Genomic DNA, 22250 nt, shown 5'->3' with positions numbered 1-22250 from the left:
CCGAGACTATAAACGGACGTGGAGAGGGTGTAAGACCTCATTTGGAGGCAACCTTCAGCGAAGCGTCAACCCCAATCAGCGACCACCCCGGCTAAAGGTGGCGTGGTGAGGAATCCCCCGCGCTCTTTAGCCGGGGGAGGATGTCAAAATAGCTCCCCTCTCCCCAGAGTGGGAGAGTTTCTGGCTTAAGCTGTAAGGGCACGATAATATCGTGCCCCTACCATAAATTTAAATTTGGTATTAGTAGCGAGTAAGATGCTCACACTACTGGCGTGGCACACCTCAATTTACCGCTCCAGCAGCAATGTCACGGGTCCATCATTTTCAATGGAGACTTGCATCATCGCCCCAAATACCCCAGTTTCTACTTGTAACCCACTCTGGCGCAGCGTTTCCACAAACTGCTGATAAAGCTTCTCCGCCTGTTCTGGATTCGCCGATCGCGAGAAAGAAGGGCGACGCCCTTTCCGACAGTCCCCATACAGGGTAAACTGACTCACCACCAATAATTCGCCGCCAATCTCCTGAACCGACTTTTCCCAGCGATCGCTACCGCTATCGGTTCCGGGAAATAAACGCAAATCCAAGCATTTTCGCGCCATCCAATCCAATTCGGCTTCAGTATCGCTATCCGCAATCCCCACTAGCAAATTTAGCCCGCGATTAATTTTGCCAACGACTTCACCGTTAACTGTTACTTGAGAAGATTTAACTCGCTGGATAATAACGCGCATTTAAGGTGATTAGGAATTAGGGAATAGATCAGTTATTTGAGCTATTCTAACTCATTCTAGTTAACTCATACACGTTACGTTTAGTCGTCCGCAATAGACACCGCTGTTGTCCATTGTGGACTGCTGATTGGTAAAATAAGTTATAAAACCGACGCATTTACGCCTTGACTAGGAATTCGGAATTCAATTGCCATAAGCTTATAATAAAATTAAGCTCAAAGCTGATATCCAACCTATGACCGTAACCCCCCTTCCACTCACCAATCTTCGCCTGATTACTACGGCTGATTACCATCGAATGGCAGAGGTCGGTATTTTAGCAGCAGATGAACAGGTTGAACTCATCGCCGGACAAATAATCCGGAAAATGCCCAAAAGTCCTGCCCATAGGGCACTTTGTAAACGCCTTGAAAAATGTTTGGAAAAGCTTCTGGGGGATCAAGTCTTAGTACGACTGCAAGATCCGATTCAACTCGATACCTACTCAGAACCAGAACCTGACATTGCAGTTGTCCATCCCAATGCTAACTTTTATGCAGACGCTCATCCTAAGCCAGAGGAGGTTTACCTGATTGTCGAAATTGCTGATACCACAATCAATCGAGATTTAGGGACTAAAGCCAATCTCTATGCGGCAGCGGGTATTGTTGACTACTGGGTTTTTAATGTGACAACACAGCAACTCCACGTTTTTAGAGATCCTCAAGTAGATGGTTACCAACGTCAGTTAATTCTAAAAGGGCAACAGTCTATTGATATTCTAGCTTTTCCTAATTGTACGATTACGGTGAACGAGTGTTTTAGAATACGATGAATTCACGATTTTTAAAGTCCTGATTTCTCTATAATTTAGGCTAAGGTTCCCTTACTACAAACCCAATTAAAACCACGGCTGACTTGGCAAGCTGAAATTGATACATTAACCTTGTAGGGGCACCATCCTTGCGCCCATAAACATTAGGGGAGAAAAGCTAATGGCAATAAACAATCATCCATCCCCAATCAACCAGGAAGAAATTCGGGTACGGGGTACAGTACAAGGGGTGGGATTTCGCCCAACTGTGTACCGTTTGGCAAAGGCGTGTAATCTAGTAGGAGAAGTCTGTAATGATGGTCAAGGGGTCTTAATTTACGTATCAGGAACAACAGACGCGATCGCAGAATTTGTGCAACGCTTACAGCTAGAGTCCCCACCCCTTGCCCGAATTGAATCGATTGACCGTACTTTTTATCAAGGCGATCGCGTCTTCTGTGACTTTACCATTACCCAGAGTGTCAATAGTACCGTCCAAACTCAAATTCCCCCTGACGCCGCCACCTGTCCCCAATGTCAAGCTGAAACCCTGGATTCGCGATCGCGCTGGTACAATTACCCGTTTACCAATTGTACCCATTGCGGTCCGCGTCTTTCGATTATTCGCTCGATTCCCTATGACCGTAAGCATACCAGCATGGCAGAGTTTGGGATGTGTCCCCATTGCGCCAGGGAATATCTTGATATCGAAAATCGCCGCTTTCACGCCCAACCCATTGCTTGTCCCATTTGTGGACCAACGGTATGGTTAGAAGGGGCGAATGGTGAAAAGATTGATACATCTAACCCCATCGATACCGTTTGTACCCTATTGCAGCAGGGAAAAATTGTGGCGATTAAAGGATTAGGGGGGATTCATTTAGCCTGTGACGCCACTAATGAAACCACTGTACAAAACTTGCGATCGCGTAAGCAACGTTATCATAAACCTTTTGCTTTGATGGCGCGAGATTTAGCGGTTATTGAACAATATTGTACTCTAAATGCTAAAGAACGGGAATTATTACAAAGTCCCGCCGCCCCTATTGTTTTGATCGATGTTATCCCTAATCGCGACAATTGTAGAGACGTTGCATGCAACGTCTCTACACCCAAAATCGCCGATTCAGTCGCATCGGGACAAATGACTCTGGGTTTTATGCTACCATACACTCCCCTACACCATCTGATCATGCAACGGCTGGATTATCCAATTATTTTAACCAGTGGTAATCTCTCCGATGAACCTCAATGTATCGATAATCAAGACGCCCGTTTAAAGTTAAGCAAAATTGCCGATTATTTTCTCCTGCATAACCGTGATATTGTTAATCGGGTTGATGATTCCGTTGTGCGAGTTATTCCCTCTAAACGACAACCTCAAAACTTTGATGGGGGCGGGTTTAGTCACATCAGGGTGACAAATAAAGATAATCGTGAAACCCGCCCCTACAGAGGAACTATGGCAAGACATACCCTCTACACCCAAACCCTACGCCGCGCCCGTGGATATGCACCCCAACCCATTCCTTTACCCCCAGGATTTGAAAATTCTCCCCCCATACTAGCGATGGGGAGTGAACTGAAAAATACATTCTGTTTATTGCGAGATGGAAAAGCGATTTTATCTCAACATTTAGGAGACTTAGAAAATGCGGCAGCATTTAACACTTACCAGAATACCCTAAATCTCTACCTAAACCTATTTGAACATAAACCGAGCGCGATCGCGACAGACAAACATCCCGAATACCTCTCTACCAAACTCGGACAAGAACTCGCTACCGCCAATCATCTCACCTTACATCCTATCCAACACCATCATGCCCATATTGCTGCTTGTATGGCAGAAAATAGTATCCCACTCAATACTTCCCCTGTATTGGGAATTGCTTTAGATGGATTAGGCTATGGTGAAGATGGCACAATTTGGGGTGGAGAATTCCTATACGCCGATTATCGTAAATTCCAACGATTAGGCAGATTTAAACCCATCGCCATGATTGGCGGAGAACAGGCAATTTATCAACCCTGGCGCAATACCTACGCCCACTTAATGGCAGCATTGAACTGGGAAACGTTACAACAGGAGTATGGGGATTTAGACTTAATCCAATTTCTGGATCAAAAACCCCGTCCCCTTCTCAATCAGTTAATGGAAAAAGGGATTAACGCACCCCTCGCCTCATCCACCGGACGATTATTTGATGCAGTGGCGGCGGCGTTGGGCATTTGTCGGGCAGAATGTAGCTATGAAGGGCAAGCCGCGATTGAAATGGAAGCCTTAGTTACCCAGGATAGCTTAAATTATGTTAAAGAATTGGCGGTGTATCCCTTCGAGATTGCCAACCTAGATAAGGGAACTCTCTTTGAACTAGAACCTCGTCCCCTATGGCTTGCATTACTGGAAGATTTAAAGCAAAATGTGCCAAAGTCTCTCATTGCCGCAAAATTTCACCAAGGATTAGCCGATGCGATCGCGAATATGGTTCAGCAGTTAAGTCCTGATTTAATCAGCAATCACGTTATCCTCACCGGGGGTGTATTTCAAAACCGGATTTTCTTCACACAAGTCAGTGAAAATTTAGAGAGAATGGGTATGAAAGTATTGACTCAAAGCGTCGTTCCACCCAATGATGGAGGACTATCCTTAGGACAAGCCGTAATTGCAGCCGCACAATCAGTCAGTTATCGGGAGAGATTGAAACAAAATGTAGGGGCGGGTTTAGGGACAAACTTTCGTCTCCCTACCGAATAACTTCCGAACAAAACCCGCCCTCCCCACCATTCAAATATCAGATGTAGGGGCGGGTTTAGGGACAAACTTTCGTCTCCCTACCGAATAACTTCCGAACAAAACCCGCCCTCCCCACCATTCAAATAAAAACACACCGAACAACCAACAAAGGACAACAAAAAAATGTGTTTAGGCATTCCCGGTCAAATTACTGAAATAACCAATAGAGAACACCAATTAGCCATAGTCAATATTGGCGGCGTCCAACGTCAGGTTAATATTGCTTGCATTATTGATGAAAATCATCCCATTGACTCCTGTGTTAACGATTGGGTATTAGTCCACGTCGGCTTTGCCATGAATCGCCTTGACGAACAAGAAGCCGCCGAAACCTTACAATTACTCCAAGAACTCGCCTTAGCAGAATAAATGTAGGGGCGGGTTTGACCGATAACCTCTCACAGAAAACATCTAACTTGACTCGCGCCCGCCCCGACTACGTTATAAATCATGGCAAATGTAGACAAATGACGAATGACGTAGCTTGCTTCTCCCTTGGCGAGTATGACAAATGATAAATGACAAAAAACAAACCATGAAATACGTTGACGAATTTCGCGATCCCCAAAAAGCCAAAGCCCTACTGCTCCAAATCCAGACTTTAACCACTCAATTAGGCAAAACTTCAACCCAACCGCTAAAAGTAATGGAAGTCTGTGGGGGTCATACCCATTCCATCTTTAAATATGGACTCGAAGAAATCTTACCCGACACCATTGAATTAATCCATGGTCCCGGCTGTCCCGTATGTGTAATGCCCAGGGGACGCCTAGATGACGCGATCGCGATCGCAGACTATCCTCACGTAATCCTCACCACCTTTGGTGACGCCATGCGGGTTCCCGGTTCCCAGAAAAGTCTACTCCAAGCCAAAGCAGCCGGGGCGGATATTCGCATGGTATATTCTCCCCTAGATAGCCTAAAAATCGCGAAAGAAAACCCGGATAAAGAAGTCGTTTTCTTCGGAATTGGCTTTGAAACCACCGCCCCTAGTACCGCTTTAACTATCCTGCAAGCCGATACTGAAGGGATCAAAAACTTCAGTATGTTCTGCAATCATGTTCTAGTCATTCCCGCCTTACAAGCCTTATTAGATAATCCAGATTTGCAACTCGATGCCTTTATTGGTCCGGGTCATGTCAGCATGGTTATTGGTACAGAACCCTATCAATTTATTGCCCAACACTACCAAAAACCAATAGTCGTTTCTGGTTTTGAACCCTTAGATATTTTGCAGTCCTTGTGGATGATCTTACAGCAACTCATTCAAGGACGCTGCGAGGTAGAAAACCAATATGATCGTATCGTCCAACCCCAAGGAAATCGCGTCGCCTTAGACGCAATGAATACCGTCTTTGAAGTACGGCAAAAATTTGAATGGCGAGGACTCGGTGATATTCCCAATTCTGGGTTTAAAATACGCCCAAAATACGCCCAATTTGATGCAGAAGTAAAATTTGCCGTTCCCAATCGCCAAGTCGCTGATCACAAAGCTTGCCAATGTGGAGAAATCCTCAAAGGTGTGATGAAACCTTGGCAATGTAAAGTTTTTGGTACAGCTTGCACACCCGAAAACCCGATTGGGACTTGTATGGTATCTTCAGAAGGGGCTTGTGCTGCGTATTACAAATATGGACGCCTATCCAAAGTCGCCAAAGCCGCAGCCAGGAACAACTCTAATGTAGCCGTCTGATAACAGGCGTCGCCGGAGAAATTACCTGTAGGGGCGACTCCCTTAGCCTAATTAACAACACCCGTCCATTCAATTGAATCGCGTCGCCCTTTACTCAATTGAATCGCGTCTAACGAATGATCAATAACCAAAATCCTCTCTTCCAAAAAATCGAACAAATCCGACGCCGCCCCAATAAAGTTAAAGATACCGCCATTACCCTGGCACATGGTAGTGGTGGTAAAGCTATGCGGGATTTAATTGATGATATTTTTGTCGGTAGTTTCGATAATCCCATCCTCTCTCAACTCGAAGATCAAGCCACAATCCCCCTAGCCAAACTAATTAGTCAAGGAGATCGATTAGCCTTTACCACGGATTCTTATGTCGTCGATCCCCTATTCTTTCCTGGTAGTAATATCGGTGAATTAGCCATTAATGGAACTGTGAACGATTTAGCGGTTAGTGGGGCAAAACCCCTGTATCTAACCTGTAGCATGATTATGGAAGAAGGGCTACCCGTCGAAACATTACGGCAAGTTGTTCTAAGTATGAAAACAGCCGCAGATGCTGCTGGGGTGCAAGTGGTAACAGGCGATACCAAAGTTGTCCATCGCGGAGCTGCCGATAAACTCTTTATCAATACAGCCGGAATTGGTGTTATTAGAGAAGGTGTTTCTATCTCCGCCCATCATATTCAACCCGGTGATGCGGTGATTATAAATGGTCAATTGGGAGATCATGGTGCAGCTATTTTAATCGCCCGTGGGGAATTGGCATTATCAACAGAAATTAAAAGCGACTGTCAACCGTTAAATGGGTTAGTGGATGCAATTCTTGCGGTTTGTCCCCAAATTCATGGGATGCGGGATGCAACTCGCGGTGGTGTTGCTACAGTGTTAAATGAATTCGCGCAAAGTTCGGAAGTTGGCATTCGCGTAGATGAGGCGTCGATTCCGATTCGGGAAGAGGTAAGGGGGGTTTGTGAAATTTTGGGATTAGATCCGTTATATCTAGCCAATGAAGGGAAACTGGTAGTTATTGTACCGCGATCGCACGCTGAATCTGTAGTATCTGCAATGAAGTCTCACCCAGCCGGAGAGGATTCCTGTATTGTGGGTGAAGTGATTGACTCACCTACCGGAGTTGTATTACTGCAAACCGCTTTTGGTGCGGAACGTATCGTTGATATGCTAGTGGGTGATCAATTACCTAGAATTTGTTAATTATCCATTATTCTTGTTCCAGATGTAGCCGGCTACCTCTGGAACAAAGTTGTACAGATTGCTAAAAAAATAGGGTATAACTATTTACGATTGCTGATCCAACTGTAACTCACACTGTTGAAAAACATAATTAACGGCAGCAAATAACCGCTCCAAGTTCTGAATTGTATAAAACCTCTTATTTTGGGTAAAGTCATCAGAAATCAGTTGACCAAACTGCCATATTGCCCCATTGGAAACAATACCAAATATCCTTTGTTCTGGATCATTGTTAATTCTCTGCACCGCCACCATCTCTGCCAAGCATTGCCCCCATCCTTCGGTAAAGTCACTCTCCTTCTTTGCCTCAACGACTACGAAATAGGGCTTATCGAATACGACTGTACCCAGGGGAGAGCGCTTTGCTACGATATAATCAGGAGTCCCGGATAAATTTTCATCATAAGTTAGTGCTTGGTGACTCCAGAGCAAAAAATTACGGCGATAAGCTTTCCAAACTTCTTTTAATATTGGATAAATAATCGTCTCGCAAATAGCACTTTCTGAATTATCAAACACCCCCTCATTTAAAATTAGCTCTAATTCATTCCTAAAACTATCACTGACGTCAAATTCAAGCTCAGCAATGAAATTGTCCCGAACATACTTGATCTGAAAGGTTTTAGCGACTACGCCAATACTTTTATAATTGCTAAACGACATAGTTTACCTCTCTATCATGGGCGGGCGCAAGCCTTCATTGGTGTCAACTTAAGCGCTAAAAGCAGGGGGAGCGGGGGGAGCAGGGGGAGCAGGGGAAGCAGGGGAAGCAGGGGAAGCAGGGGAAGTAAAATACTTTCGTTACCAAGTTCGATAAGGAAATACCTCGGTTGAGGCTATGCCTTCCTTGAATGGCTGTAAACCAGAATTGGTAAGGGTTATGGCTTAAGTTGACACGGGTGGCAAGCCTTGCACCCCTACAAAGTTATTGTAGGTTGGGTAGAGCGTAAGCGAAACCCAACAATTTAATCTGTTTGGGTTGGGTTACTCGTTGAAAAGGCTTGTCAATATTATTATCATTTAGTCATGTCTAATTAATGTGATTTTAGGGGTACGATATCTCGTACCCCGACCAACTTAGGGATCGACCCAACGATCATCCGCTTTAATTAAATTAATCAACTCCTCAACCCCCTGATCTTCCGGCACCTTCTTAATCTCCTCTCGTCCCCGATACAGAGAAATATAACCGGGTTGTTTACCCACATAGCCATAATCAGCATCTGCCATTTCCCCTGGACCATTAACAATACAACCCATCACAGCAATATCTAAACCCGTCAGGTGTTTCGTCGCTTCCCGCACTTCGTGCAGTACGTCTTCTAAATTAAACAATGTGCGACCGCAGGAAGGACAGGCGACATATTCCACCATCGTCTTCCGCAGTCCTAAAGCCTGAAGAATGCTATAGCAAACTGGAATTTCTTTTTCTGGTGCTTCCGTCAGAGAAACGCGAATTGTATCGCCAATCCCTTCAGCTAACAGCGTACCAATACCCGCTGTAGACTTAATCCGTCCATATTCCCCATCGCCAGCTTCTGTGACACCCAGATGTAAGGGGTAATCCATCCCCAACTCATCCATGCGCCGTACCATTAACCGATACGCCGCCAGCATCACCGGCACACGGGAGGCTTTTAGGGAAATCACTAGATTGCGGAAGTCGAGGGATTCACAGATTTGGATAAATTCCAGCGCCGATTCCACCATCCCTTCTGGGGTATCGCCGTAGGTAAATAGCATCCGTTCCGCCAGGGAACCGTGATTCACGCCGATTCGCATGGCTTTCCCTTGATCTCGTAGAGAAACGACAAGGGGTTCTAAGGTTTCCTTAATCTTTGCGCCAATTTGTTCAAATTCAGCTTGAGTATACTCTGTGCGATCGCTCTTTGGCTTCTCGAACACATATAACCCTGGATTGATCCGCACTTTATCCACATGCTTGGCGACTTCTAGGGCTATTTTCATCCCGTTGTGGTGAACATCAGCCACCAAGGGAACCTCTTGGTACGTCTGAATCAGTTTCTCCTTGATTTGGGCGAGGGCTTTGGCGTGCGCCATACTGGGAACCGTGACTCGGACTATCTCACAGCCAATTTCATGGAGGCGGCGAATTCCAGCCACTGAACCCTCAAGATCTAACGTATCTTCATTAATCATCGACTGCACCACCACCGGATGTCCGCCACCAATGGTGACATTCCCGACTCGCACCGGGCGGGTTTGGCGACGGTGGATAACGGTATCTAATGCTGGGGGTTTGGGGGCAGTTTGAGGGGTTGGAAGTGTTTGCATAACCTATCGGGATAATTTCTGTAGTCAGACTATTTGTATGTTCTCTATTCTCTCAGAGTGCCACAGTTGGGGCGATTTTGGGTTAAGGCAAGAGAAAGTGCGATCGCGTGAATCACAACGACAATGGCTTGAATCAAAATGATTACCCTAATGTTTGTGAGTGAGGGTGTAGTTACGTTGCAATAGCTTCTTTTCCTAATATAGCCCCAACCCCCGATCGCCACAAAGCATCGGGGGTTTCCCTTGGGGAATGTGCCCAGTTTACGTCACAATAGTATCTTGAGTTATATCATGTCCGGGTAATCACTTACGATTAAGTTTAATCCAATTTAAACTAATCGGGAAAATCAGGGATCACCCACTTTGGTGGTTCCATCCGTTTCTTCCGTCGCGCCTCCTCAGCCATCTCATGCATTTTATCCAATGACGTCTCATTGATAAACGTTGAGGCTTTAGCCGCATACTCCTTGTGGGGACATTTATCACCCAACACGCAACCATTGATACAGGCTTCAGCACAGTTTATGGTAGCTTCCACTTCTCCCCTCCTTATTTCCAGCTTCGTCGGACAATTCTAAACGCTATATCCTATTTCTCTATATTTACAAATTTTAATACATTTCGCCAATTCTGGGGACTACAGTCCTAATAGTTGACAAATAGTCTATATTTTTTTATGATCAATAGTTTACTATTTTCTAAAAAATCCCGAATAACAAATGACAAATAACTATTGCAGCCGCTTCTTTTCCCCCTGATAGCGCAGCAACTCACCCACAAATGCAATTGCCCCAGATGCGACAATTAAAATCACACTCAAGGCATTAATATCCGGTTTAACGCCAGTACGAATGCGGCTAAAAATTTCCATCGGTAGAGTCGTCGAGCCGGTGCCAGCCGTAAAGCTAGCAATCAGAAAATCGTCCATACTGAGAACAAACGAAATTAAACATCCCGCGATTATGGCAGGCATCAACTCTGGCAATAACACCTTAATAAACGCTTGAAACGGTGTTGCCCCTAAATCGAGTGCTGCTTCTTCCAAATACGGATCAAGACTAGAAATGCGCGAAGAGACAACAAAGGCAATGTATGCCAGACAGAATACCACATGTGCCGCCACAATCGTCCACAAGCTTAACGGCGTGCCAATCACTGCCAAAAACACCAGAGTTGCCACTGCGATCGCAATATCGGGAATAATCAACGGTAAGTAAGACACACCGCGATATAACCCCTTCCCCATAAATTGATAACGCGCCAATCCAACTGCCATTAATGTGCCAATCACGGCGGAAATAATCACAGCAACGAAAGCGACAGTCAAACTATTTTGCAACGATTTGAGTACCCGCGTATCGCTAAATAACTTAATATACCACTCCAGCGTAAATCCCTGCCAATTAGCGCTATAGGCTGATTCATTAAAGCTGTAAAATGTCAAGACCAAAATTGGCAGATACATATAAAAAAACATCAGCAAAGAAAAGATCCCTTGCCAAGAAAAGCTCGGCTTGAGTTTAGATGATTGCATCTCGACGGGAAGATCCTCCTGCTGATGGCTTACTGAGTCTGTCATCAATTTTTAACCTAATGCTGCTGGAGCAATTGTTAGGGAGAATTGGTTTAAATGAATCGGGTTAACTGGATACGGTAACGCTCTTTTTTGGTTATAGCAACATCTCCAACTTGCAAACGCCCTTTACCCCGAATCGCGATTAAGTCACCCGATTTAACCGAGTAACTCGCTTGGCTAATCTCTTTCCAGTTTACCCGCACATCACCTGCGCCAATCATATCCGCCATTTTACTGCGGGATGTGCCAAATCCGGCTGACGCGATCGCATCCAGGCGCATTGATGCTTCAACTGTCGTCATTTCTTTCTTCTTCGGTTCTCGAATCTTGAGTTGATTCAACTCAATGGGTCGAGCTTTCACCGGAACCGAACGCACTTGAGTGAGCTGCGTCTCCAGAAATGCGGCAATTTCTGGAACCACAATCACTTGAGCGCCGCGTTCACCCAAAACAATAATATCGCCGACTTTTTCTCGAACTATCCCCGTACCCAGAATCGCGCCCAAGAAATCCCGATGGGTGGCTGGATCAAACAGGAAATTGCCCTCAATATCTAACGCTGCTACCTCAACTTGAGACTGATCCACAGGAAATTCTTCACGGGCGATCCCCAGACGTTGACGTTCAGATTGAGGATATCCCCCCCATGGCAAAAGTTGTACCTCTGTCAACCGCGCAAACTGCTGCTGAATTTCCACTAGCGCTGGCGGTGAGAGGAAATCGCTCAACACCACTTCCCAGGTTTTGATGGCTTGCTCTGCTTGATCAATTACACGGGCAACCGTATCGCGATTTTCGACGCCTTTGAGTAAATCCTCTCGTGGCAGCATGAGTAATGATGAGTTATGAATTATGCATAATTTTGTTATTATATTTCATCCCTGAAAAAATTGCTAAAGTTATTTGTTTGGGAATAGAAACTAGCTGATGAACCGAACTGAGCACTCTATCCTACTCTGACTTACTCCTATGTCGCTGTTTTCCCTGCGAGTTTTAATCCTAACGGCTACAACCTTGTATCAAGCGATCGCCTGCTGGCGAGAAGATCATACACCACCACCGGGTCAACGGGTGGATGTGGGCGGTTTCTGCTTGCATTACGTTACAGCAGGAACCGGATATCCAACCGTTGTACTCGATCATAGTTTGGGCGGAGTTGAGGGCTATTTTTTGGTGGATGAATTGGCGCAACTTTCGCGGGTTTGTATTTATGATCGTGCGGGTTTTGGCTGGAGCGATCACAGCCCCCATCCTCGCACCAGTCATCAGATTGTCACCGAACTTGACCAGATGTTGACCCTGGCGGGTTTAGAACCTCCCTATATTTTAGTAGGCAACTCCTTTGGCAGTTACAATATGCGTCTTTACGCCCATCGCTACCCTGAAAAAGTTGTAGGATTAGTCCTGACCGACGGGTTACATGAATCAGCGATGTTAAAAATGCCCCTAATCCTGCGCGGATTACAATTGTTCTTTGCGTCAGGCTTTATCATGTCCGTTTTGGGAGCAACATTGGGCATCATTCGTCTGCTAAATATAATTGGCGTATTTGAATTAATTAAACCTAAATTACGTCAGTTTTCTCTTGATTCCCGTCAAGCGGTAAAACGCTCTTTCTGTCGCCCAAAACACTGGGTAACGATGACACGAGAAATCTTGAGTTTAGATACAAGTGGTCGCCAAGTCCGCTGCGCTAGTCATCTTAAGGATCTGCCGATTGTTAGTCTTAAAGCTTCTTCGTTTTTCATCCCTTCACTTCTAACCGTTTTGATGCCATTAAAAGCCGCGAATCAGTTACGCGATCGCATCCACGATGAGTTGGCTAAACTCTCGACAAATTGCGTACAACTTTCGGTTGAAAACAGCGGTCATTTTGTCTGGGTGGATCGACCCGATGCGATTATCCAAGCCGTAAAAATCCTATTAGAAAGACTGGACTATTAACCAGGGTTCATTTCAGTAAATTCAAGTTTTGCGTGCGGGTTTACCCCCAAATACAGCCCAGTAACATTCATCCGTTAATTTTTTGCTGCTCAATCTCATTCATCTTGCTTTTGTGCAGTTCACCACACCATCATCGATGATTCAAACCGTTTTGTATGGAGTGTTTTGTATTGCCGCGATCGCGTATTTTTTAGGACTGCGATTTCTTCTGGAGTCTTATTTAACTCAACTGACGTATTTCGGCTGTTTAAGCTTTAGTTGGGTTGGGTTTACCTTGCTGTGGAGTGTGGGAATTGTCAGCGTAACTCAAGCAATCTCTGGGTTGATTTCCAGGCAACACCAAACTGAATCTACAGGAATAAAGATGCTATATAATCGAACAATAGAGAAAATGATCAATGAGTGCCAAAAACAGATAAAATGATCAAGAAATAGGATATGCTCAAAAAGTATTACTCAGATATAGAGTCAGGCAAGCTGGCGGTGTATACATTAGATGAGTAAACCTATATTCTCACAAGAGGGAGTGAATGACTAGAAGTATTTCTACAGTAGATCTATTTTGTGGTGCTGGAGGACTAACACATGGGTTTGAGGAAGCAGGTCTTCCCGTTAAAGCTGGATATGATATCGATCCCGCCTGTAAGTTTCCTTATGAACATAATAACAACGCAAAATTCATATTGCAAGATGTAGAAAATGTCAGGGGTTTGGATTTATTCAAGCATTTTTACGGAAGCCATATTAAAGTATTAGCAGGATGCGCTCCTTGCCAGCCCTTTTCAAGTTATTCAAGGCGTTATCAGGATCGACAGTCAAAGTGGAAGCTACTACAAGATTTTGCTCGTCTGATTGCAGAATGTCAACCTGATATTATTTCAATGGAAAATGTACTTCAGTTAAAACACCATTCAGTTTTTGATGAATTTACCACCTATTTGAAAAAATTCAACTATTGCTTTGAGTCTTATGAAGTTAACTGTCTAGATTATGGAGTTCCCCAATCTCGAAAACGGCTAGTATTACTTGCTTCAAAATTTGGCGCAATTCACTTAATTCCAAGAACACATAGCCCAGAACAATATAAAACTGTACGACAAACTATTGAACACCTTGAACCACTTTCTGCTGGTCAGGTTTCTCAAATCGACTGGCTACATAGATGCAGCAAACTTTCTGAACTAAATATGCGTCGTATTCGTGCTTCAAAACCTGGTGGAACTTGGCGAGATTGGTCTCAAGATTTAATTGCAAAATGCCACATAAAAACAAGTGGGAAAACCTATCCTGGAGTGTATGGTAGAATGGAATGGGATAAACCTAGTCCAACTATAACTACACAGTGTTTTGGTTTTGGTAATGGTCGGTTTGGTCATCCCGAACAAGATCGAGCTATCTCTCTCAGGGAAGCAGCTTTATTACAAACTTTTCCACCAGAATATGAGTTTGTAGACTCTGATAAACCTGTAGCGATAGATATAGTAGGTCGATTGATTGGCAATGCTGTACCTGTCAAGCTTGGTCAAGTAGTCGCCCGTAGTATACTAAATCATATTGAACAGAATCATTAGGTTAAGGACTACCTAAACTAGATGAATCTAAATAGTCTTGATTTGATAAATATTGTTCAATATTTTGAAGTATTTGTCTTAAGTATATAACTGTCTTATTTTTAATTTCTAATAATTCATTAGCTGTTTTATCTTTTCCCACCTCTTCAAAAGATTTAAATCCATGTGCTAGATCATTTCTATTTGATTTAATTATCAGTAAATCTTGTCCATCACCTGTTTTGGCATAGTCAGTCAGATATGAAAATCCATACTCAGTTGCCGTTGTTCTTATTTTTCTACCATCAATGTTTCCCGAAAAAAGATCTTGTTTGTCAAAGCCAGCAATAATAATGTCAATAGAAATAGCTGTTATACTTGCAAATATTTTGTCAGGATCTCGCTTCTTTAAGTTTTTAAGTACAATCTTTTTAAGTTCAGGTCTGATGTTGTCGTAGCAAATACCTTTTCTTTGGAGTTCATCAAATATTGCTTCAATAGCATTTCGCATTGTTGCTTCTACTAAGTTATAAAGCAACAGAAAACCACTTGCTTTTAATGTCTTAATTAACTCAGAATCAATTTCTTTTATTTTGTGAATTTTTCCCTTCCCTTCCATACTTAATTTAGTAGTTCCTTGCTCCAAACTCTTCAAGAACATAAGATATTTACTTACTTCTCTAGATCGTTCATTGAAGTCCTGAAATAAGGCGCTAATCATGATTGCCCGAGAAGCTGATCGCGAACATATTCAATACGCTTAATTACTTTCGGTCTGGAGTTGCTTGCATCTGAGGTAGTATATTCCTTGAATTCGGGTGAGTCAAGCCACTTAATTGACTTTGGCTTAAGATCGGGTTTTTCCCTCAAAGCAAGTGCAACACCTACAGAAATTGCCTCAAATCGAATTCTTGGAGTTTTTACATGACCTTTGGCTTTACTAAAGCCATTGGGAAAGTATGTATCAACAAAGTCTAACATTTTGTGAAATTCAGAGCGCATACCTTTTTGGTTAATTTTAGCATGGTTATGTTCTTGTAGATATTCATTCAGAAACTTATTAACCCTTCTTTCAAAGTTTTGATAGTTATTTAAGTAAGCAAAAAAACGTAACACGAATTCTTCTGGTTCGCGTTTGCTGACAAGTGCTTCTGATATAGGGCAGAGTTTCCTAAATTTGTCAGTTTTGGCAAGCTCTTCAAGAAGATCAACAAACGGACCAGGAGATATGCCTCTACGCTTCTCCATTTCATTGAGTTGGACGCTACCTGTGTTGATGCGTTCAAACATATCCCGTCGGGTTTCTTCATCAGCTTTTTCAGTCAGCACAATCATGCGAATAGTAGCACGGTTGAACCGTCTCTGTCTTGCCAGGGGTAAATCGCTGAATTTGAAGTTGTTAAGCTGCTCTAACTTTTCTAGTTCACACAGTTTTAGTTTGTTATTCAGGAATCTGTCTAAAGTACGGATACGTTGGGTACCATCAACAATTTCTAACCTAGCTAAATCCTCTTCATCATCTTCTTGCTTGGGTCGCAAATCAGCAACGAAAATATAGGGTATGGGTAGTCCTAGCAAGAGAGATTCAATAAACTTTGACTGCCGAGTTTCTTCCCAAATCATCTCTCGTTGATAGTCTGGTATATACAACTCATTGATATCTTCGTCCAGCCCATCCCTGTATTTCTTGACCAGCACTTCTACGGGATATTCTTTTGTGTCATAGTCAACGACTTTTTGCTTTTCGCGAATTTCCGCTTCGGCTGCTTCTCTTTGTTGATCTGTAATTTCGGATTCCGGTGATATTTTTGTGGCTTTTGGCATCATTTTAAACTCCAGCTCTGGCGAACATGGGGCAGGAGGCAGGGAAGAGGAAGAAATAGGGAGTGAGCAAGTGTTCACTCTATCGTCATTCCGTATATCCTTGAATCGTCTCCGGCTCAAACTTTTTCAATAAAGGAGTAGCTTGGCGAATTAAGTCCTCTGAACCTTTAACAACAATTATATATTTCCCCTGATTGAGGCGATTGCGATAGGGGAGTGCGTCACCACTACCCAAAGCGATACCCACACCACCGCCCACAAAAAAGCTGCCCATAGCTGCCGCGATCGCACCGAAGAACCCGCCAATGATATGATTGCCTATGGGACTTATAGGTAGAATTTCAATCGCTGTGAGTAGGTTAAAGGCATATCCCGCCGCAAAGCCAAAGGGGAGCAACCAATAGGCGAGTTGCTTAACTTGCTTAATCGCCTGGAGATTAGGGTCAATCAAGCCAAACTCATCCGCACTTTGGTAGCCTTTACCGAGAATCGTGACTTGATTCATCGGTAAGCCTCTTTTTTCCAGAACCGTGTAAGCTTCTTCGGCTTCAATGCGATTTTCCAGGACAGCAATCAGGTAGTTCATAGTATCAGGTAGAGCTATATCATTACAGAGACTTTGAGACTAAGATGCAGTAATTTTACTCTTAGCGGATCAGTAAATACAAAAAGTGATGAAAGATCTATCGCGATCGCAACATCCTAATACAGCCAGGTACACTCCAGACAGGATAAGGATTTCAGCGGTTAACACTTCTTCACCAACACCCACTTAAACCCAGGGAAGTTTAAATCTTTCCGTCAATGTGGTAAGTACTGACCCCTTTACCGTTACAATAACCTACTGCGGTCAGTCATCGCGATTGTCCGGCGATAGCCCTGTTGTGTAGTTGATAAGCTGTCCTATATTAATTTACAGTAAGGCGCAATCGGTGTAGCTCATTTCAACCCTTCTACTGGCAATGTCTAAAGTACTTGTATCCGATCCCATTGATCAAGCTGGAATTGATATTCTCTCCCAAGTGGCTCAGGTTGATGTGAAAACCACTCTATCGCCTGAGGAACTCGTTGGTATCATCGCTGACTATGATGCCATGATGATTCGCTCTGGCACTCGTGTGACTCAAGAAATCATCGCCGCCGGCAAACAACTGAAAATTATTGGACGTGCAGGAGTTGGCGTTGATAACGTTGATGTCCCGGCGGCTACCCGTCAGGGTATTGTGGTAGTTAACTCCCCCGAAGGGAACACCATTGCTGCGGCTGAACACGCTTTAGCAATGATGCTATCGTTATCACGCCATATCCCAGAAGCCAATCAGTCGGTGAAAAATAGTCAATGGGATCGTAAACGCTTTATCGGCGCCGAAGTTTACAAAAAAACCCTGGGTATTGTTGGCTTGGGTAAAATTGGTTCCCATGTGGCAACAGTCGCCCGTTCCATGGGGATGAAGTTACTGGCTTATGATCCCTTTATTTCCCTGGAACGAGCAGATCAGCTAGGCTGTCGCCTAGTGGATATGGATTTGTTATTACGGGAGTCGGATTACATCACCCTGCATATTCCCAAAACCCCGGAAACCACTCATCTAATTAATGCCGAAGCCTTGGCGAAAATGAAACCGACGGCTCGAATTATCAATTGCTCTAGAGGTGGAGTAATTGACGAGGCGGCACTTTCAGAAGCATTAAAGACAGGTAAAATAGCTGGGGCAGCACTGGATGTATTTGAGTCAGAACCCCTGGGAGAATCTCCCCTGCGAGAATTGGGCAAAGAAGTGATCCTCACGCCTCACCTCGGTGCCTCAACAGCAGAAGCCCAAGTTAATGTTGCCATTGATGTGGCTGAACAAATTCGTGATGTTCTCTTAGGATTACCTGCCCGTTCAGCTGTAAATATTCCCGGATTATCGCCTAATGTGTTAGAACAGCTCAAACCATACATGCGTTTGGCAGAAACCCTGGGAAATTTAGTCAGTCAGTTAGCGGGTGGGCGGATTGAACTGCTGAATGTCCGGTTACAGGGTGAGTTAGCCACAAATAATAGTCAGCCATTAGTGGTAGCTTCTCTGAAAGGACTATTATCCCAAGCCTTACGTGAGCGGGTGAACTACGTCAATGCTTCAATAGAGGCAAAAGAGCGGGGAATTCGGGTGATTGAAACCCGCGATGCTTCGGTTCAAGATTATTCTGGTGGTTCGCTGCTGCTATCGGCTAAGGGTTCCTTGGGTGAACATTCGGTGACGGGAGCGCTATTGAGCGATGGTGAAATTCATATCACCAGTATTGACGAGTTTCCGATTAATGTGCCACCGAGTCACCACATGCTTTTTACCCTGCACCGCGATATGCCGGGAATTATTGGTAAAATTGGGTCGCTGCTGGGTAGTTTTAATGTGAATATCGCCAGTATGCAGGTCGGTCGCAAAATTGTCCGAGGTGATGCTGTAATGGTCTTGAGCATTGATGATCCCCTACCGGAGGGAATTTTGACCGAAATCACCAAAGTTCCTGGTATTCGGGACGCTTATACGGTAACACTGTAGTCACGTCAATTTTGGATTTTGGGTTTTGGATTTTGGATAACTCAGACAGTAGAACAACGATTCTCCGGTATCTGTTGGTTTTCAACGGCTCTCCCTCAATCTAAAATCTGAAATCTAAAATCTGAAATCGTATGGCAAATAGCTGGTGGGAAATTACAATTTTGAGTGATCCATCCTTGGAGGATTTAATCTTCTGGCGACTGGAGAGTTTCGGCTGTCGAGGGATGTCCTGTGAAAGCAAAGGACACTCTCAACTGATCCGAGCGCACTTACCCCAAAATCAGGCACATCTGTTGGATTTGGCAGCACTTTCCCTATGGTTGCGCCAAGATGCGCTGACGGTAGGATTGCCAATCCCCCTAACCCAGTGGCACTTGATTGATGAAGAAGACTGGGCAAGCAGTTGGAAGCAGTATTGGGAACCAACAGAAATTGGTGATCACTTTTTGATTTATCCGGCTTGGTTATCTGTACCTCAACACACCGAGCGACTGCTGTTGCGTCTCGATCCGGGTGCGGCATTTGGTACAGGAACCCATCCTACCACGCAGCTATGCTTGGAAGCCTTGGAAATGCGAATCGGTTATGATAATAGCCACCCAGTTATTGCGGATGTTGGGTGTGGATCTGGTATTTTATCCATTGCCTCTGTATTATTGGGGGCAAAAAAAGCTTTGGCGGTGGATATTGATCCCCTAGCCGTGCGCTCCGCCCGCAGCAACCGAGAACTGAATCAGATAAGTGCCGATCGCTTAGTGGTGAAGAAAGGTAGTGTTGATCTATTGTCTCATCTTTTGAATGGGAAAAAGGTTGATGGTATTCTCTGTAATATCCTGGCAGAAGTGATTATTGACCTCATTCCTGGAATTAGTGCGATCGCAAGTCCTAAGAGTTGGGGAATTATTAGCGGGATATTGTTGGATCAGGCGAAACCCATTGCTGATACCCTAGAACAACATAACTGGACAGTGGCTACCCTATGGAAGCGTCAAGAGTGGTGTTGTTTCAATATTCGACGGTGATGATCATGAGTGCCGAATCATCAATAACTGCCAAATCATCAATAACTACAGTAGAGTGCCTATAATTCATACTAATTCGTTGAGCCTGGGGACTCCTGCGAATTTTTTGACCCGTTTAGCCTAAATGAATGCTTTTCTATGATGAATGCCTTTGCCGCTCGTTTTAGCTTTGCTCTGCTTGTTCCTATAACCTGGTTGACAGTGGGCTTAACTGCGGCGGCAGTGAGAGCGCAAAATCAACTGTATAATCCGATTCCGATTCCTGAGCGTAATCAAATCTCTGATACCCTCACTGAGCAAGATATTCCTACGGGTGAGGGCGGGTTTGCCCGGGACTACACCCTCGAATTGAGTGCTGGTGACCAAGTTGCTATTGATTTGATTTCAGATAGCTTTGACACAATTGTCACACTCCTAGCCTCTGATGGCTCGACTATTGCCGAAAATGATGATGGTCCTGATGGCACGACGAATTCGTTGTTATTTTCCCGGATTACTGAAACCGGAACCTATATTATCCGGGTCCGTGCTTTTGGAGAGACGGGAGGGGGTTCTTTTACCTTGAAGGTGACACGTTTGCGACCCATTTGAATTGTGAAATACTAAAGGTTCAAATCTTCGACTGAATTGTAGAGACGTTGCATGCAACGTCTCTACAAGGTTATTGACAAAACGTCAGAATTGACTGCCAAATTTCGGCTTTTACTTCACTTAAACTGAAGTTCCCCCCATACAGATGTACTGCGCCCAGGCTAAAGCCTTATACCGTAATCGTTTGAGCGCTCAAGCCCTCAAAGATCGTACCCATGTAGCACTTGCAAAAATAGCGCGATCGCGCTATTTTTGCAATAGACAAGAGATCGGTGAAAACCCTCGCTACATCAAGGTTGAGCGCGATTGTACCCATGTAGGGCGGCTAAAAAATCGCGCAAAGCCGCACGGTGAGGCAGTTTTGATTTTTTGGCTGGGGGAACTTCAGTTTAATCTGTGCCTATATTGCCGCTTACTGGTGGTATTGGGGGATTGAGCGCAATTGGGTATTGGGTGATGTCAGTACGGGTTATATTATTGTCCCTGCACCTTTACAATCTTGTTCGGTTTAAATCAAGAGGAGGCGATTTCAATCGCAGCTACACTTGCCTTTCGTCCGCCTGCGCGGACTAAATTATAAAGGGGGTGGTTAACCCGGATTTGGTATGAAGGGGTGTTCTAGATGTGATTGGAGAATGAAGCGAAGCAAAGGGAAGAATCTCTGCCAATGCTGAGGCTAATCCTATCACTGAATCGGATGATGAATGCGATCGCACTGTACCTCACCAACTTGCAATACGCTGTAAGCACACACGCCATTTAGGGTAGGGGCACGATAATATCGTGCCCCTACGCAGCTCTAATTCCTCTGGCTTGGGTGTCTGGATTAAACTCCATCCGCCCCACTCACTTTTTGGCTTTGTCTCACCTGGCGCAATAGGTTCATCCCCGTCTCACAAACCCCACCATCAGGTAATTTTACCGACACCATGGGTAATACTTTGGGTTCATCGGTAAATCGCTGGGTAAGATTTCCATATTCGTCGGAAAATTTCAGTCCTAAAGGCATGGTATAAATAACATGACAATGTAGCCGATTTAAACAGTCTCCTTGGTCTACAAATAAATATTCCTGTTGCGGACGCCCCCAGTCTTTGGGGTGACTATCCAGGCGGTCAAGGTTGTCCACGATGACCACCAGTCCATTTTTGCCGATGGCTTTTAGGGATGCGATCGCCGGTTCAATTAATTCCTGATTTATCGCATCCACGAGTTGATTTTTCTGTGATCCAAGATACCGATTTAGTCGTTCTCGCAGTCTCGCATCACTTTTTGTGCGGGTGGTAATTTCGCCAATGCCAAAATAGAGGGAAAACTTATCGGCTTCTGACGTCATCCCTGCATCCCCCAGAGAATCCCCCAGTAGCTTCAGTCCCGGAATCTTCAATTTTATCCCTGTCACCTCAGAGTTTAACACCTCCAATGCCCCAGTTCGATACTCATCGTTTTTAGCCCAAGTCAGGTCAGCCAGGGTAGCCAACGATAGTATAAGCTGCTTCTTGCGCGATCGCTATTCCTCTAATCGTTAAATCAATGGACATTTCTTTCCTTTGTGGACATAAGTATAACCGTCAGCTTTCCAGATTGGCTCGAAATACTTCCAGTTGATGCTTTGCAGTTTCCCTTTTGCTGTAGTCAAGT

The 22250-nt window shown here is 44.4% G+C and carries 21 protein-coding genes and 2 pseudogenes; 13 read left to right on the top strand and 10 right to left on the bottom strand.

Annotated features, from left to right (window positions below; translation table 11 throughout):
• Window positions 1-287 precede the first annotated feature (287 nt).
• Window positions 288-734 (bottom strand): D-aminoacyl-tRNA deacylase, encoded by a 447-nt coding sequence (dtd, locus tag RLO19_RS09275; RefSeq protein ID WP_446355774.1) that lies wholly within the window; start codon window positions 732-734, stop codon window positions 288-290.
• 235 nt (window positions 735-969) lie between these two features.
• Here dtd and RLO19_RS09270 point away from each other — a divergent pair, with 235 nt between their 5' ends.
• From RLO19_RS09270 to hypE, 5 genes are all read left to right on the top strand, one after another.
• Window positions 970-1548, top strand: a complete 579-nt coding sequence (locus tag RLO19_RS09270) for a Uma2 family endonuclease (protein ID WP_446355773.1) — start codon at window positions 970-972, stop codon at window positions 1546-1548.
• 160 nt (window positions 1549-1708) lie between these two features.
• Window positions 1709-4285 carry a carbamoyltransferase HypF gene (hypF, locus tag RLO19_RS09265; protein ID WP_446355771.1) on the top strand — a complete coding sequence of 859 codons (2577 nt, stop codon included), beginning with the start codon at window positions 1709-1711 and terminating at the stop codon, window positions 4283-4285.
• Between the two features lie 162 nt (window positions 4286-4447).
• A complete protein-coding gene (locus tag RLO19_RS09260) occupies window positions 4448-4693 on the top strand; it encodes a HypC/HybG/HupF family hydrogenase formation chaperone (RefSeq protein ID WP_446355769.1) in 246 nt (81 codons plus the stop codon).
• Window positions 4694-4859: 166 nt separating this feature from the next.
• A complete protein-coding gene (hypD, locus tag RLO19_RS09255; RefSeq protein ID WP_446355778.1) occupies window positions 4860-6017 on the top strand; it encodes a hydrogenase formation protein HypD in 1158 nt (385 codons plus the stop codon).
• A gap of 116 nt (window positions 6018-6133) precedes the next feature.
• Entirely contained in the window at window positions 6134-7222 is a 1089-nt protein-coding gene (gene hypE, locus RLO19_RS09250; RefSeq protein ID WP_446355767.1) for a hydrogenase expression/formation protein HypE, read from the top strand.
• An 84-nt stretch (window positions 7223-7306) separates the two neighbouring features.
• On the opposite strand, the gene RLO19_RS09245 is transcribed toward hypE, so the two are convergent.
• The 5 genes from RLO19_RS09245 to RLO19_RS09225 all read right to left on the bottom strand — a co-directional run bounded on the left by RLO19_RS09245 (window position 7307) and on the right by RLO19_RS09225 (window position 11962).
• Window positions 7307-7924, bottom strand: coding sequence for a hypothetical protein (locus RLO19_RS09245; protein WP_446355765.1), 618 nt, complete (start codon window positions 7922-7924; stop codon window positions 7307-7309).
• A 414-nt stretch (window positions 7925-8338) separates the two neighbouring features.
• Window positions 8339-9556, bottom strand: coding sequence for a (E)-4-hydroxy-3-methylbut-2-enyl-diphosphate synthase (gene ispG, locus RLO19_RS09240; protein ID WP_446355764.1), 1218 nt, complete (start codon window positions 9554-9556; stop codon window positions 8339-8341).
• 334 nt (window positions 9557-9890) lie between these two features.
• Window positions 9891-10094, bottom strand: a complete 204-nt coding sequence (locus RLO19_RS09235; protein WP_446355762.1) for a hypothetical protein — start codon at window positions 10092-10094, stop codon at window positions 9891-9893.
• A gap of 192 nt (window positions 10095-10286) precedes the next feature.
• A complete protein-coding gene (locus RLO19_RS09230; protein WP_446355760.1) occupies window positions 10287-11135 on the bottom strand; it encodes an ABC transporter permease in 849 nt (282 codons plus the stop codon).
• Window positions 11136-11182: 47 nt separating this feature from the next.
• A complete protein-coding gene (locus tag RLO19_RS09225; protein WP_446355759.1) occupies window positions 11183-11962 on the bottom strand; it encodes a photosystem II S4 domain protein in 780 nt (259 codons plus the stop codon).
• A 139-nt stretch (window positions 11963-12101) separates the two neighbouring features.
• Here RLO19_RS09225 and RLO19_RS09220 point away from each other — a divergent pair, with 139 nt between their 5' ends.
• The 3 genes from RLO19_RS09220 to RLO19_RS09210 all read left to right on the top strand — a co-directional run bounded on the left by RLO19_RS09220 (window position 12102) and on the right by RLO19_RS09210 (window position 14647).
• On the top strand, window positions 12102-13076 hold the full coding sequence (locus RLO19_RS09220; protein WP_446355757.1) for an alpha/beta fold hydrolase: 975 nt from the start codon (window positions 12102-12104) through the stop codon (window positions 13074-13076).
• Window positions 13077-13212: 136 nt separating this feature from the next.
• The gene (locus RLO19_RS09215; RefSeq protein ID WP_446355755.1) at window positions 13213-13500 is read left to right on the top strand and encodes a hypothetical protein; all 288 of its coding nucleotides are present in this window, start codon (window positions 13213-13215) and stop codon (window positions 13498-13500) included.
• A gap of 106 nt (window positions 13501-13606) precedes the next feature.
• Complete coding sequence (locus tag RLO19_RS09210; RefSeq protein ID WP_446355753.1) at window positions 13607-14647, top strand: DNA cytosine methyltransferase; 1041 nt, start codon at window positions 13607-13609, stop codon at window positions 14645-14647.
• 1 nt (window position 14648) lies between these two features.
• Here the strand turns inward: RLO19_RS09210 and RLO19_RS09205 are convergent, their stop codons facing one another.
• The 3 genes from RLO19_RS09205 to RLO19_RS09195 all read right to left on the bottom strand — a co-directional run bounded on the left by RLO19_RS09205 (window position 14649) and on the right by RLO19_RS09195 (window position 17036).
• Complete coding sequence (locus RLO19_RS09205) at window positions 14649-15347, bottom strand: MAE_28990/MAE_18760 family HEPN-like nuclease (protein WP_446355752.1); 699 nt, start codon at window positions 15345-15347, stop codon at window positions 14649-14651.
• Window positions 15344-16450: a DUF262 domain-containing protein gene (locus RLO19_RS09200; RefSeq protein WP_446355776.1), complete on the bottom strand. Its 1107-nt coding sequence runs from the start codon at window positions 16448-16450 to the stop codon at window positions 15344-15346. The genes RLO19_RS09205 and RLO19_RS09200 overlap by 4 nt, the downstream gene beginning before the upstream one ends.
• Before the next feature lie 85 nt (window positions 16451-16535).
• Window positions 16536-17036, bottom strand: a complete 501-nt coding sequence (locus tag RLO19_RS09195) for a hypothetical protein (protein ID WP_446355750.1) — start codon at window positions 17034-17036, stop codon at window positions 16536-16538.
• A gap of 376 nt (window positions 17037-17412) precedes the next feature.
• Here RLO19_RS09195 and serA point away from each other — a divergent pair, with 376 nt between their 5' ends.
• From serA to RLO19_RS09170, 5 genes and pseudogenes are all read left to right on the top strand, one after another.
• Window positions 17413-18996, top strand: coding sequence for a phosphoglycerate dehydrogenase (gene serA, locus RLO19_RS09190; protein ID WP_446355749.1), 1584 nt, complete (start codon window positions 17413-17415; stop codon window positions 18994-18996).
• A 131-nt stretch (window positions 18997-19127) separates the two neighbouring features.
• Entirely contained in the window at window positions 19128-20018 is an 891-nt protein-coding gene (gene prmA / locus RLO19_RS09185) for a 50S ribosomal protein L11 methyltransferase (protein ID WP_446355747.1), read from the top strand.
• A gap of 138 nt (window positions 20019-20156) precedes the next feature.
• Window positions 20157-20609 carry a PPC domain-containing protein gene (locus tag RLO19_RS09180; protein WP_446355745.1) on the top strand — a complete coding sequence of 151 codons (453 nt, stop codon included), beginning with the start codon at window positions 20157-20159 and terminating at the stop codon, window positions 20607-20609.
• A gap of 145 nt (window positions 20610-20754) precedes the next feature.
• Window positions 20755-21045: a hypothetical protein gene (locus RLO19_RS09175; protein WP_446355743.1), complete on the top strand. Its 291-nt coding sequence runs from the start codon at window positions 20755-20757 to the stop codon at window positions 21043-21045.
• A pseudogene (locus tag RLO19_RS09170) lies at window positions 20996-21121 on the top strand (DUF429 domain-containing protein); the annotation flags it as partial. The gene RLO19_RS09175 and the pseudogene RLO19_RS09170, both read left to right, overlap by 50 nt.
• Window positions 21122-21474: 353 nt before the next feature.
• On the opposite strand, the pseudogene RLO19_RS09165 reads toward RLO19_RS09170, so the two are convergent.
• Window positions 21475-22059: pseudogene (locus tag RLO19_RS09165) on the bottom strand (ATP-binding protein); the annotation flags it as partial.
• Window positions 22060-22250: the final 191 nt, after the last annotated feature.

Source organism: Coleofasciculus sp. G2-EDA-02, assembly GCF_040226375.1.
In the GTDB taxonomy this organism is placed as follows: domain Bacteria; phylum Cyanobacteriota; class Cyanobacteriia; order Cyanobacteriales; family Coleofasciculaceae; genus Coleofasciculus.
This window is presented reverse-complemented; position numbering and strand designations above follow the sequence as displayed.

Excerpts from the sequence above, each read along its gene's own strand:
- RLO19_RS09225 (WP_446355759.1), bottom strand. The coding sequence starts at position 11,962 with ATGCTGCCACGAGAGGATTTACTCAAAGGCGTCGAAAATCGCGATACG.
- RLO19_RS09215 (WP_446355755.1), top strand. The coding sequence starts at position 13,213 with ATGATTCAAACCGTTTTGTATGGAGTGTTTTGTATTGCCGCGATCGCG.
- RLO19_RS09175 (WP_446355743.1), top strand. The coding sequence starts at position 20,755 with ATGTACTGCGCCCAGGCTAAAGCCTTATACCGTAATCGTTTGAGCGCT.
- hypE (WP_446355767.1), top strand. The coding sequence starts at position 6,134 with ATGATCAATAACCAAAATCCTCTCTTCCAAAAAATCGAACAAATCCGA.
- prmA (WP_446355747.1), top strand. The coding sequence starts at position 19,128 with ATGGCAAATAGCTGGTGGGAAATTACAATTTTGAGTGATCCATCCTTG.
- serA (WP_446355749.1), top strand. The coding sequence starts at position 17,413 with ATGTCTAAAGTACTTGTATCCGATCCCATTGATCAAGCTGGAATTGAT.
- hypF (WP_446355771.1), top strand. The coding sequence starts at position 1,709 with ATGGCAATAAACAATCATCCATCCCCAATCAACCAGGAAGAAATTCGG.
- RLO19_RS09200 (WP_446355776.1), bottom strand. The coding sequence starts at position 16,450 with ATGCCAAAAGCCACAAAAATATCACCGGAATCCGAAATTACAGATCAA.
- ispG (WP_446355764.1), bottom strand. The coding sequence starts at position 9,556 with ATGCAAACACTTCCAACCCCTCAAACTGCCCCCAAACCCCCAGCATTA.
- RLO19_RS09260 (WP_446355769.1), top strand. The coding sequence starts at position 4,448 with ATGTGTTTAGGCATTCCCGGTCAAATTACTGAAATAACCAATAGAGAA.
- dtd (WP_446355774.1), bottom strand. The coding sequence starts at position 734 with ATGCGCGTTATTATCCAGCGAGTTAAATCTTCTCAAGTAACAGTTAAC.
- RLO19_RS09220 (WP_446355757.1), top strand. The coding sequence starts at position 12,102 with ATGTCGCTGTTTTCCCTGCGAGTTTTAATCCTAACGGCTACAACCTTG.
- RLO19_RS09205 (WP_446355752.1), bottom strand. The coding sequence starts at position 15,347 with ATGATTAGCGCCTTATTTCAGGACTTCAATGAACGATCTAGAGAAGTA.
- RLO19_RS09195 (WP_446355750.1), bottom strand. The coding sequence starts at position 17,036 with ATGAACTACCTGATTGCTGTCCTGGAAAATCGCATTGAAGCCGAAGAA.
- RLO19_RS09180 (WP_446355745.1), top strand. The coding sequence starts at position 20,157 with ATGATGAATGCCTTTGCCGCTCGTTTTAGCTTTGCTCTGCTTGTTCCT.
- RLO19_RS09230 (WP_446355760.1), bottom strand. The coding sequence starts at position 11,135 with ATGACAGACTCAGTAAGCCATCAGCAGGAGGATCTTCCCGTCGAGATG.
- hypD (WP_446355778.1), top strand. The coding sequence starts at position 4,860 with ATGAAATACGTTGACGAATTTCGCGATCCCCAAAAAGCCAAAGCCCTA.
- RLO19_RS09270 (WP_446355773.1), top strand. The coding sequence starts at position 970 with ATGACCGTAACCCCCCTTCCACTCACCAATCTTCGCCTGATTACTACG.
- RLO19_RS09210 (WP_446355753.1), top strand. The coding sequence starts at position 13,607 with ATGACTAGAAGTATTTCTACAGTAGATCTATTTTGTGGTGCTGGAGGA.
- RLO19_RS09245 (WP_446355765.1), bottom strand. The coding sequence starts at position 7,924 with ATGTCGTTTAGCAATTATAAAAGTATTGGCGTAGTCGCTAAAACCTTT.